Source organism: Collinsella sp. wc0583 (genome assembly GCF_046116915.1).
Taxonomy (GTDB): domain Bacteria; phylum Actinomycetota; class Coriobacteriia; order Coriobacteriales; family Coriobacteriaceae; genus Collinsella.
This window is the reverse complement of the sequence record NZ_JBJXBN010000001.1, coordinates 278,773-290,490: the sequence shown is the minus strand read 5'-3', so window position 1 is coordinate 290,490 and position 11,718 is coordinate 278,773. Positions and strand designations below refer to the sequence as shown.

The window sequence follows — 11,718 nt, the reverse complement described above, 5'->3', positions numbered from 1 at the left end:
CGCCTATGCGCCCGCCCCAACCGGTGGGCGCATATACTTATCGCGGTATGTTCTATAAAGGAGACGCTATGTCGAATGTCCCCACCATCACCCCGGGCCCCGACGATACCGGGCACGCGCCGGAAAGCGCAACTGAAACTCTACCGCTCATCACAAGCGCCCCCACGGCACAGCAAAACGACGACGAGCAAGGTAACGCCGGAATATCCGACGATGAGGCCTACGCAAAGCTCAAGGTCAAGCGCGCGGAGCGTCGCCGCAAAAAGCTCGTCCGCCGCGGCATCGCTGCCGGCATCGTGGGCGCTATTGTGCTCATCGCCGTTGTTGTTACTTTAGTCGTCAACGCAATGCCAGCTGGTACCAGCGAGCCAGTGACCGACATGGTCACCGAGGGCACGTTTACAACTACCGTTGAGGCAAAAGGCCAGCTCATGCCCATCTCGGCTTCGGTCGTCTCCCCTTCTGTCGACGGCACGGTAGCATCGATCAACGTGCAGGCCGGTCAGAGCGTCAACGAGGGCGACGTGCTCATGACCATTAAAAACGACGAGCTCGATCGCAACGTTGCCGAGGCGCAGCGCGCGGTGACTGCCGCACAGGAAGACCTGAAAAACGCACAAGCGGCGCTCGCCGCCGCACAGGCAGCACCGACGCTGGATGTCGACGGATCTACCACCCCGACGGATGTAACCTCCGACGCCAGCGCCGTGTCGAGCGCCCAGCGCAATCTCGCCTCGGCCCAGGCAACCCTGGACCAGGCAAATGCAAAGGCGGCAGAGCGCACCGTAAAGGCCCCCAGCTCAGGTAGCATCGTCGAGCTCAACGCCAAAGTGGGCGCTACGGTGACCGGAGGCATGGTCATGGGCGAAGGCGACACGAGCGGCGGCAAGCAGTGCATGCAGATCGCCGACCTCTCCAAGATGAAGGTGACGGTTCAGGTGGGCGAAAAGGACATCGCCAAGATCGCCGCGGGCCAGAGCGCCAACGTTACCTATCCCGCGTTTCCCGATATCGTGAGCCAGGGCACCGTCACGGCTATCGCATCGGTGGCAAACTCCGACGCCGTCAACGGTGGTGGCGGCAGCGTGACCTTTAACGTCGACATCCTCATCGAGGCACCAGATAGCCGCCTTAAGCCCGGTATGACTGCCGAGGTCTCGGTGGTAACCGAGCAGCTTGACGACGTGGTCATGGTGCCCACCATGGCGCTGATGACCGAGGACGGCGAACACTATTACGTCAACGTGGCAACCGACGGCGAAGGCAAGGAAACGCGCCGCGTGAAGGTGACCGTTGTGACGCAAAACGACAACGACGCCGTAGTAGGCAAGACGCAAGTCAAGCGCGACGACCAGGGCAACGAGATCAACCCTAACGTGCCGGTTACCAAGCTGCGCGATGGCGACACTATCGTTATGGATACTGGCACGGGCATGACGGCAGACGGCGGCGACGGCATGCCGGCCGACGAGGGCATGTAATGCGCCCCGTCATCGACATCCGCAACGTGCACCGCATCTTTGAGAGCGAGGCCGGTTGCGCTCACATCCTGCACAATGTGAGCCTGGCGGTGGACCCCGGTGAGTTCGTCGCTATCACCGGCCCCTCGGGCTCAGGCAAGTCGACGCTCATGAACATCCTGGGTTGCTTGGACAAACCGACGGCGGGCGACTATTACCTGCAGGGCCTCAATGTCGCCGAACTCGACGATGATGAGCTCACCGAGGTGCGTGCGCTGAGCATCGGCTTTGTCTTTCAGAGTTTCAACCTGCTGCCGCGTCTGTCGGTTATCGAAAACGTCATGCTGCCGCTGTCCTACACCAATGTGCCGCGCAACCAGCGCGAGATGCGCGCCGTGCACGCGCTGCAAGCCGTCACGCTACCGGTCGACCATTGGGACCACCGCATATCGGAACTCTCGGGTGGACAGATGCAGCGCGTCGCCATCGCGCGCGCCCTCGTCAACGATCCGCCCATCATCCTGGCCGACGAGCCCACGGGAAACCTGGACTCGGCAACCGGGGCGCTCGTCATGGAAACCTTCCACAAGCTCCAGGAGCGCGGCAAGACCATCGTACTCATCACGCACGACCCGGGCATTGCCGCCGAGGCCGACCGTGCCGTGACCATTCGCGACGGGCGAATCCATGACGGCGCATATATCGCGCATGCGCCGAATACGCTACGCGGCGCCATCAGCAACCTACCCGCGACTTGTACATCTTCCACGTGGCCGAAAGGAGCGAAGGCATGAGCACCCGAGATCTTATCCAAGAAGCCCTGCACTCGCTCGAGGCCAACAAGGGTCGCAGCCTGCTCACCATCCTAGGCATCGTCATTGGCATCGCCTCGGTCATAGCCATGACCTCGCTCATCGGCGGCATCCAAAACAGCCTGGTCAACAGCTTGGGCCTCAACGCGGCCCGCATGGTGCAGATCTACTCGTCCCAAGAGCTCACCGATTCGGACGTCGAGAAGCTGCGCAAGATGGTGCCGCAAATTGAGCAGATCGGCATCGTCGACAGCGCCTATTCCGAGTACAAAGTTGGAGATAAAAGCTATACCGTCATGGCACAGGGCGTCGATAGTGACATGCTCGATGCCGTGGGCGCCAGCAAGATCGTTGCCGGTCGCACCTATAGCGACATCGAGTCCAAATCCGGCGCTCGGGTGGCGCTCATCGGCCGCGGCGGCGCCGAGCAGCTGTACGGCAACGAGCAGGACGCGATCGGCAAGACCATCAAGGTCTCGAGCGGAGACGTGCAGATCATTGGCGTTATCGACGGCGGCAACGACTCCATGGGCTCGCTGAGCCTGTACATGCCCCGAGCAACGATCGCCGAGCTCTACGGCGATGACAATCCGTCGTTTCCCAGTGTGACGGCACTCGCCGCCGAGGACACCGATATGGACGAGCTCTGCAAGACGATCGAGTCCAAGGTGCGCAGCATGAAGGGCATCTCGGAGGACGACGAGTACGACAGCGTGTCGGCAAGCTCCATGAAGAGCGCTATCGATGCCCTCAACTCCTTTATGAGCGCCTTCTCGCTCATCATGGGCGCCGTTGCTGGCATTTCGCTCCTTGTGGGCGGAATCGGCATTATGAACATGATGCTCACCAACGTGACCGAGCGCATTCGCGAAATTGGCATTCGCCGGGCCCTGGGCGCAAGCCGACGCGATATCACGGCCCAGTTCCTGGCCGAATCCTCGGCGCTGTGCATCACCGGCGGCATTTTAGGTGTCGTGATTGGCTATCTGCTGGCCTGGGGGCTCACGTTCTTTGCAGCGAGCTCGGGCATTATGAACGAGTTAGGGGGCACTGGGACGATTACGCCGAGCTTCTCCATTACGACCGTGCTGATCGCGTTTGCCGTATCGGTCGGCATCGGCGTGATCTTTGGCTTCTACCCCGCGCGCCGCGCCGCAAAGCTCGATCCAGTCGAGTGCCTGCGCTACCAGTAGAACCTCAACCCTAAGTTGCGGTGAAATAGGGACTGTTTAGGCCGCTAGAAGACCAATTCAGTCCTTATTTCACCGCAACTCAGGGAGGATAAGGCGCTAGTGCTATTCGAAACGAGATTCCAAGCTCGACAGGCCGTTGAGAGTCAAGTCGTTGGCGACCGCCGAGACGCGCTCGATGGGAACCGAGCCGTCCGACAAAGCCCACGTGCGATAGATGCCGATAATACCGGACAGCAAAAACGCCAGGTAGTAATCGAACATCTCGTCCTTTAGGCCCTGGGGAAGCAGATCGCGCTCAGCGATCTCGTGCTCGAGCGGTACACGCAGGCGAGCCATAAAGTCGTCGAGCGGAATGTTTTCGATCAACTGGCGATTAAGCACCAGGTTGTTGCACAGCGCCTCGTTAACGGTCTTGAAAAAGGACGCCGCAGCGCCAAGTGCGCGCTCGTTGGTGTCGCCGCCCATGGAGGAAAGCGTCTTCTCGACCGAATCGACAATCATCTCGACCACATCGACGGCAATGGCATCGAGCAAGCCATCGACCGTGCCAAAGTGCACATAGAAGGTCTTACGGTCGACATTTGCCTCGCGCGCGATGGCGCTCACCGTAATATCGGCCAGGGGCTTTTCCATGAGCAGACGCTCAAACGCCGAAAGAATCGCATTGCGGCTTCGGACGATACGACGGTCAAGGCGCGGTTTGGTGGTAGCCATAGACGTGTCCCCTTCATGTCAACTGCCCACCTGTAAATTCTCTACATGTGGGAGATAATCAACGTAAGAGGATTATCCTACATCTCACATCGCAATGACGGGCGTCATCAAGAACGCACGACTCGCCCACTGAGCCCTAGGACCTCTTCTTCTTATTAAGCGCCGACGGAGAAACGCGGATACCGTCACCAGTCTGACGAACGTAGGTCTTGTGAGCCGGCTTAGAGGCCACAGCAGCCTTTTGAGCACGCTGATTGGGATCCACGGTAACCTGGCACGCAGGATGCGCCCTAACGGGCGTAGAGGGCGTCTGAGGCGCACGCCCGAGCTTTCGCATCACACGGTCCCAGCGTGCATGAATACTCTCGTTGTGAGCGCTCTTAAGGCCCAGCAGCGGGGCGGCCAAAATGGTCGGCGCGATAAAGGTGATCAGACGCCACAGCAGATAGCCGGCAGTCGATGCCGTGCCAAAAAAGTGACCCAAAAACAGTGCGAAGCCGCCCTCGGCGCCACCGGTGCCACCGGGCAGCGGAACGGCGGAGCTCAGCAGCTGGACAAAGGCACTCGCGGCCATGACCGAGAAAAAGTCGACTTCGTGGTGGCCAAAGGAGAGCATCAAAAAGTACGGAACCAGGTAGAAAAACGCCAGCTGCAGCATAGTGATGACGACCGTGAGCAGCATGGACGAAAAATGGCCGGCGGAGAGTTTGAATTTCTCGGAGAACGAATAGATCTCGCCGTCGACAAAGGTGCGCCAGCCCTCGATCTTAGTGGCGGAGACGCCCACGCGCTCAAGCCAATTGATGATGCAATGTGCGACATGCGTGACGGTCTTGGGCATCAACGCCACGGCAAAGATGCCGAGCAGAATGCAGCAGTGGCCGCCAAAGCTAAAGACGCACAGCAGTGTCATGTCGCCATAACGCTCGGCGAAAAACGGCATACGGGCGAGCAGCAGAATGGCGCCCCATGCCACCAAACCAAATTGGTACACGATAAAGCGCGTAAACTGCGTGGCACCTGCTTCGCCCACGTTTTGGCCGGCTTTGGTCAGGCGGTAAATCTGGGCAGGCGTAGAGCCCATCATCATGGGCGTCAGGTTGCCAAAGAAGATGCCGCTCGCCTCGACCGAAATGAGGTCGCGGATGCCGACGGGCGAATCGGGGTCGAGCCAAACGGCAATCGCGTACGCCACGATGCCAAAAACGAGATACAGAAACATGCAAAAGCATGCAGCAAAGAGCCAGGGCATCTGAACGCTGGACATGGCGGCCCAAAACTGCCCCATCTGCCCGGTCACGACCAGATAGACGATATAGCCGATCAGCACAACGCCGATAAAGATGGCGCCGCGACGCGCGCTCTTGTTGTCATCGCCGCCAGAAACCTCGACCTGGGGCTTTGGGCTATGCTGAGAGGACTCCGTCATGAGGCTCCTTCTGACCATCAAAGTATCTGGCCTATTGTACCCGTATGGGAGATGAGCAAAACGTAAAGCTATGAGGCAAATGGGATTAACAGACCAGCCCGCATGCAATAAAAAACCCGGCCTTCTTACGAAAGACCGGGTATCTAAAACATGGTAGCCCGTACCAGATTCGAACTGGTGATCTCCGCCTTGAGAGGGCGGCGTCCTAAACCGCTAGACGAACGGGCCATAAGCCTCAGCAAAAAAGAAGTGGTAGCCCGTACCAGATTCGAACTGGTGATCTCCGCCTTGAGAGGGCGGCGTCCTAAACCGCTAGACGAACGGGCCACATGACATCTGCACTGCCGTGCTGCGAGGAAATATATTACGGGACAAAAAACGCGAGCGCAAGAAGAAATTCCAAATTGCTCAGATTTTGTCGTGAGGTTATGGAAAGCGCAGTTAAAAGCCACAGCCTATGATTTTTCTGGGACGGGGCTTAAAAAATCATTTCAGATTGCCGAGCGATTCTTTAAGACCACAACTTCATTCAAAATGATTTTTAAGCCCCGTCCCAGAAAAATCATCCTAGGTTGAGATGAGTCAGGAGGACTTCGCGCTCGTTGGGAACATTGTCCTCGATCACAGCGTCGAGGGCGGCGTTGAGCAGCTGCCCCAACTCCGGCCCCGGCTTGACGCCGGCGCGAATCAGGTCGCCGCCGTTGATGGCAAGCATCTTGAGCGTATAGGGCTCCCCCGCCTCAAGCAGTTCGTGGGCGAGCGAACGCATCTCCTCGATCGTCTCGACGTAATAGAAGCACGACGGCGCCTTACCGAGCGTATCGGCACGTTTAAGGTCCATAAGCTCGTCAATCAAACGCGGCGTGTCAACACCCTCGCCCGAAAGCAAGCGCATCATATTGAGCAAACAGGAGCGCTCGGGGCGCAGCGGCTTATCATGATACTTGATAAGCAGACACACATCGCGAACCAAATCGTGCGAAAGCGCCAGACGATCCATAATGGCGCGAGCCTTCTTGGCGCCAAGCTCGGGATGACCGTAAAAGTGGCCGCTGCCCGCATGGTCGACCGTAAAGCAATCGGGCTTGGAGACGTCATGCAAAAACGCCGCCCACATAAGGCTCGGCGAAGGCTCCACGCCGTCACACAGCGCCAGCTCCCCCGCCACCGTCAACACGCGAGCAATATGCTCATAGACATTAAAGGCATGGTAGACGCTGCGCTGGTCAAACCCACGAGCAGGCGAAAGTTCGGGCACGGCGACACAAATAAGCTCGGGATAGCGCAGCATCGCGTCTCCCCCGTGACCGGTCGAAAGAATGCCTTCGAGCTCAATGCCCACGCGCTCGCGTGCCACGGCATCGAGCAGCGATGAGCATTCGGCAAGCGCCTGTTTGGTCTTAGGCTCGATCATAAAATCCAAACGACAGGCAAAACGCACGGCGCGCAGCATGCGAAGCGCATCCTCATTAAAGCGACGCTTGGGATCCCCGACGGCACGGATCAACTTACGCTCCAGGTCACCCTGGCCATCGTACCGGTCGACAAGACCGCGCTGCGGATGCCAAGCCATAGCGTTAACGGTAAAGTCACGACGCGCCAGATCGTCCTCAAGCGAGGCCGCACGCTGCACACTCTGGGGATGGCGACCATCAGTGTAAAAGCCGTCCAAACGATACGTCGTGACTTCGATGCGCTCATCGTCACAAATGGCGGTGATGCCGCCAAATTTAATGCCCGATTCAACCACGGCAATGTCAGCGGCCTCGAGTGCCGCCTTGGACTCCTGCCACAGGCCGCTGCAGCACATATCAACATCGTGGCTGGGGCGTCCCATCAATGCGTCACGTACCCAACCGCCCACGAACCAGGCCTCAAGACCGGCTGCCTCAAGCGCATATAGCACACGCAGGGAGGCGTCTGAGGGCTGCGTACCGTTGAGCGAAACATTGCACATACCTATGGCCTCCTACGCCTGCAAGCGTTAATCGATGGTTCTCAAGAAGTCTAACAAGAAACGGGCATGCGCGCACATGCAATCGTATCGTCAATTCGAACGAACGAAACAGCAGACACCACATATGTTCAGCGCGCAAAAAACACCCGCCTTGGTAATCCAAAGCGGGTGTTCGGCAACGATGTATCGATGCGGCTAGCAGACCTGGCGAACCTCGATGTGCTTCTTATATTCGTCCACCTTGGCAAAATCGCCCAAACCGGGGCACTCGACCACGTTGGCGCCGGTGGCCATCGACAGGCGCAGGGCGTCCTCGACGCGCTCGGGGGCGTCATGCCACACGGACAGGAAGGCAGCGAGCGAGGAATCGCCAGCACACACCGTCGACAGCAGCTTGACGTCGAAGGTGCGGTTAGCAAACCAGATGTGCTTGCCGTTGGAGAAGTACGCACCGGCGCCACCAAGGGTCAGCAGCACGTTCTTGGCGCCCTTGGCGTGCAGCTCGGCCATAGCGCCCTTGACGGACTCGTCGTCGCCACCGCTCACCTTGATGCCAAAGATGTCAAGCAGCTCGTCGTCATTGGGCTTGATCAGCAGTGGCTCCAGAGCAATGAGGTCTGCCAGCTGATGGCTCGAGATGTCGAGGACGAACTCGGCCCCCTTGGCCTTGACACGGCGCAGGACCTCGGCCAAGAAGCCCTCGGAAGTGTTGGGAGGCAGCGAGCCGCTGATGACCAGGCAGGTCATGTCATCGAGCGAATCGATAAGTTCAAACATCTCCTGCTCGTTGGCCTCATTGATGGCGGCACCGGCGTTGACCATGTTGTACTCGGTGTCGGGGCCGGCATTGAGGAACACGTTGACGCGCGTGATGCCGTCGGTCCACACGGGCTTGACGGGCACGCCCAGGGCCTCGGCGCCCTTGACGATGAACTCGCCCGAGAAGCCAGCGAAGAAGCCCAGGATCGTGGTGTCGACACCGTAGTGGTCAAGCGTAAACGAGACGTTGAGGCCCTTGCCGTTGGGCGTATAGACGGCGTTGCGAGTACGCGTGACGGTGTTGGCGGAAAGACCATCGCAGGCAATGTTGTAGTCAATGGCGGGATTTGCAGTGAGCGTGTAAATCATGTAAGTTCCTTTCACAAGGCAACGTGTTAGTGAAAGTATATTCCACGCTTCGGGAAAAGACCATAGCAACTCGGCGAACGGTGTAGAACGCGTGCAGGGCGACGGGATGACGGGCAAAAGAAACAGGGTCCTTGTCCTGTCGCTCGCCCACAATATACAAAAATGGCGCCCCGGCCAAAACCGGGGCGCCATGCACGCGAAAATAATGAGTTTCGCTTACTTGCGATCGAGCTTGCGGACAGCAACGCGCTTGCTGTACTCATCGACGTGGCCGAAGTCGCCGATGCCGACGGACTCAGCGACGTTAGCGCCGGTAGCCATAGCGAGCTTCATGGCCTCCTCGACGTTGTCGCGATCCCTGTACCACTTGTGCAGGAACGCAGCGAGGGTGCAGTCGCCGGCGCAGACAGAAGAGACCAGCTTGATGTTGAACTCACGCTTGGCGTACCAGATGTCCTCGCCGTTAGAGAAGTAAGCGTCGCCGCGGCTACCACGGGTGAGCAGCACGTTCTGAACGCCGGCGTCGTGGGCGAGCTTCATGGCAACGCGGACCTCGTCGTCGGTGTCGACCGGCACGCCGAAGATGGCCTTCATCTCGTGATGGTTCGGCTTAATGAGCAGCGGCTTCTTGTGAGCGAGCTCCTTGAGCTTGTCGGAGGACAGGTCCAGGACGACGTCGGCGCCACGGGCCTGAGCATGCTCCATGACCTGAGCCAGGAAGTCGGGCGTAGCTTTGGGAGGCACGGAGCCGGAGACAATCAGGCACTCAAGATCGCCCGCGGTGTCCAGGATGTTGTAGAGCTCCTTCTGATGCTCCGGCGTAATCGGGGCGCCGGGGTTCAGGATGCCGTACTCGTGCTGGCCATCGTTGACGTAGGTGTTGATACGCGTGATGCCGTCGGTCCAGACCGGGCGGCACAGGCAACCCAGGTTCATGACCTCCTCGACGATGAACTTGCCCGTGAAGCCAGCGAAGAAGCCGAGCGCGACGGTGTCGACGCCCATCTTCTTAAAGGCGAAGGACACGTCGAGGCCCTTACCGTTTGCCGTGTAGCTGGCCGAGCCGGTGCGGACGTTCTCGTCGGGCTCGAGCGGAGAGCTCGAAACCGTCATATCGACAGCCGGGTTAGCGGTTAGCGTGTAGAACATTTACAGTACCCCCTGTATATGTGAGGGCCGCGTGGCCGGCCCATTCCAACCACGCGGTTACCTCTGATACCAAATTAGCGAGCTGCAGACTCGAGCAGCGCCTTGACCTCGGCGGCGGTGTTGCAGGCGAGCGCCTTCTCGGCGAGCTCGTCGCACTCGGCCTTGGTCCACTGGCTGATGGTCTTGCGGGCGCGCAGGATAGACGGAGCGCTCATCGAGAACTCCTCCAGACCCCAGCTGATCAGCAACGGCTCGAGCAGCGGATCGGCAGCGGCCTCGCCGCACATACCGACCATGATGCCGGCCTTCACGCCGCTCTCGATGATGTTCTTGAGCGAGCGGAGCACGGCGGGATAGTACACCTGGTACAGGTTGGAGATGGTGTCGTTGCCACGGTCGGCGCACATGGTGTAGCCGATCAGGTCGTTGGTGCCGATGGAGAAGAAGTCGGCGACCTCGGCAAGACGGTCAGCGAGCAGCGAAGCGGCGGGCGTCTCGACCATGATGCCGACCTCGATATTCTCGTTGAACTTGCGACCCTCTTCGGTCAGCTCGGCCTTGCACTGCTCGACGAGCTCCTTGACAGCCACGACCTCCTCGACGCAGGTGACGAGCGGGATCATGATCTTGACGTCACCGAAGGCGCTGGCGCGCAGCAGGGCGCGGAGCTGGACCTTGTACTGGTCGGGATTGGCCAGGCAGTAACGCACGGCGCGGAAGCCCATGAAGGGGTTGTCTTCCTTGACCATGTGCAGGTACGGGATCTCCTTGTCGCCGCCCACATCAAGCGTACGAATGATGACCGGAGCGCCCTTGAGCGCGCTGGCGACCTTGCGGTAGGCGTTGAACTGCTCCTCCTCGGAAGGAAGCTCAGCAGAGTCCATGAACAGGAACTCGGAGCGGAACAGACCGATAGCCTCGGCGTCGTGATCGAGCGCGTTGGGCACGTCATCGGGGTTACCGATGTTGCAGGCAATGATCTTCTTGATGCCATCGGCAGTCACAGAAGGCTTGCCGCGGAAGGCCTCGAGGGCTGCCTTCTCGGCAGCGAAGGCCTCGGCCTTGGCTGTGTAGGCGGCGAGCGTCTCCTCGTCGGGATCGGCCTCGACGATGCCCTTGCCACCGTCGACGACAACGGTCATGCCGTTGCGCAGTGCGGTGCAGCTGTTGGAAACCGAAAGGACAGCCGGGATCTCGAGGGCGCGCGCGATAATCGCGGAGTGCGACGTACGGCCACCGGTCTCGGTGACGATACCGGCAACGTGGGCCTTATCGATCGTGGCGGTCATGGACGGCGTAAGGTCGTGCACGACAACGACGGTGTTCTCGGGCAGGACGGAAAGGTCGACGACCTCCTTGCCCAGCAGCTCGGCCAGAATACCGGTGCGGATGTCGGCGATATCGGCCGCGCGCAGACGGAACATCTCGTCGTCCATGGACAGGAACATGTTCTCGAACATGGTCGAGGTGTCCATGAGCGCCTGCTCGGCGCAGGTGCCGCCGTCAATGGCGGCGTTGATGGCGTCGGTCATGCCCGGGTCCTGAGCCAGGACGATGTGTCCGCTCATGATCTCGGCCTCGGCCTCGCCCACCGTCTCCTTCATGTGGTCGGCCTGAGCCTGGGTCTTCTCGCAGAAGACCGAAAGAGCGGACTGATAGCGCTCCTTCTCTGCTGCCGAATCAGCAACCTGGTGCGGCTCAAACGTCAAGTCGGGATCGACGGCGACCATAACGGTGCCGATACCGATGCCCTCGGAAGCGTTGACTCCCTGATACATTCCCATTCCTCTCTCCGTGTCATGTGATAAAGCGTTTTGCCATATCCTTGACAAAAGAGCGCAGTTACCTTAAAACAGGTCACTGCGCTCCCAAATAT

9 protein-coding genes and 2 tRNA genes are annotated in these 11,718 nt (G+C 59.5%); 3 read left to right on the top strand and 8 right to left on the bottom strand.

Annotated features, from left to right (window positions below):
- Positions 1 to 68: 68 nt before the first annotated feature.
- Genes ACKUUJ_RS01280 through ACKUUJ_RS01270 form a run of 3 tightly spaced genes read left to right on the top strand, consistent with a single transcriptional unit; the run spans position 69 to position 3,465 of the window.
- Complete coding sequence (locus ACKUUJ_RS01280) at positions 69 to 1,481, top strand: efflux RND transporter periplasmic adaptor subunit (protein WP_409064394.1); 1,413 nt, start codon at positions 69 to 71, stop codon at positions 1,479 to 1,481.
- Entirely contained in the window at positions 1,481 to 2,254 is a 774-nt protein-coding gene (locus tag ACKUUJ_RS01275; RefSeq protein WP_409064393.1) for an ABC transporter ATP-binding protein, read from the top strand. Before ACKUUJ_RS01280 ends, ACKUUJ_RS01275 begins: the two co-directional genes overlap by 1 nt.
- Positions 2,251 to 3,465 carry an ABC transporter permease gene (locus ACKUUJ_RS01270; protein ID WP_409064392.1) on the top strand — a complete coding sequence of 405 codons (1,215 nt, stop codon included), beginning with the start codon at positions 2,251 to 2,253 and terminating at the stop codon, positions 3,463 to 3,465. Before ACKUUJ_RS01275 ends, ACKUUJ_RS01270 begins: the two co-directional genes overlap by 4 nt.
- Before the next feature lie 102 nt (positions 3,466 to 3,567).
- Here the strand turns inward: ACKUUJ_RS01270 and ACKUUJ_RS01265 are convergent, their stop codons facing one another.
- The 8 genes from ACKUUJ_RS01265 to ptsP form a co-directional block, all read right to left on the bottom strand.
- Positions 3,568 to 4,179, bottom strand: coding sequence for a TetR/AcrR family transcriptional regulator (locus ACKUUJ_RS01265; RefSeq protein ID WP_409064391.1), 612 nt, complete (start codon positions 4,177 to 4,179; stop codon positions 3,568 to 3,570).
- A 136-nt stretch (positions 4,180 to 4,315) separates the two neighbouring features.
- The gene (locus ACKUUJ_RS01260) at positions 4,316 to 5,608 is read right to left on the bottom strand and encodes a YbhN family protein (RefSeq protein WP_409064390.1); all 1,293 of its coding nucleotides are present in this window, start codon (positions 5,606 to 5,608) and stop codon (positions 4,316 to 4,318) included.
- 151 nt (positions 5,609 to 5,759) lie between these two features.
- Positions 5,760 to 5,836, bottom strand: a tRNA-Glu gene (locus ACKUUJ_RS01255).
- Between the two features lie 22 nt (positions 5,837 to 5,858).
- Positions 5,859 to 5,935, bottom strand: a tRNA-Glu gene (locus ACKUUJ_RS01250).
- 235 nt (positions 5,936 to 6,170) lie between these two features.
- Positions 6,171 to 7,565, bottom strand: coding sequence for a CCA tRNA nucleotidyltransferase (locus tag ACKUUJ_RS01245; RefSeq protein ID WP_409064389.1), 1,395 nt, complete (start codon positions 7,563 to 7,565; stop codon positions 6,171 to 6,173).
- A gap of 195 nt (positions 7,566 to 7,760) precedes the next feature.
- Positions 7,761 to 8,693: a 1-phosphofructokinase family hexose kinase gene (locus tag ACKUUJ_RS01240; protein ID WP_409064388.1), complete on the bottom strand. Its 933-nt coding sequence runs from the start codon at positions 8,691 to 8,693 to the stop codon at positions 7,761 to 7,763.
- A 216-nt stretch (positions 8,694 to 8,909) separates the two neighbouring features.
- A complete protein-coding gene (locus tag ACKUUJ_RS01235) occupies positions 8,910 to 9,842 on the bottom strand; it encodes a 1-phosphofructokinase family hexose kinase (RefSeq protein ID WP_152076986.1) in 933 nt (310 codons plus the stop codon).
- A gap of 74 nt (positions 9,843 to 9,916) precedes the next feature.
- Positions 9,917 to 11,620, bottom strand: coding sequence for a phosphoenolpyruvate--protein phosphotransferase (gene ptsP / locus ACKUUJ_RS01230; protein WP_409064460.1), 1,704 nt, complete (start codon positions 11,618 to 11,620; stop codon positions 9,917 to 9,919).
- Positions 11,621 to 11,718 lie beyond the last annotated feature (98 nt).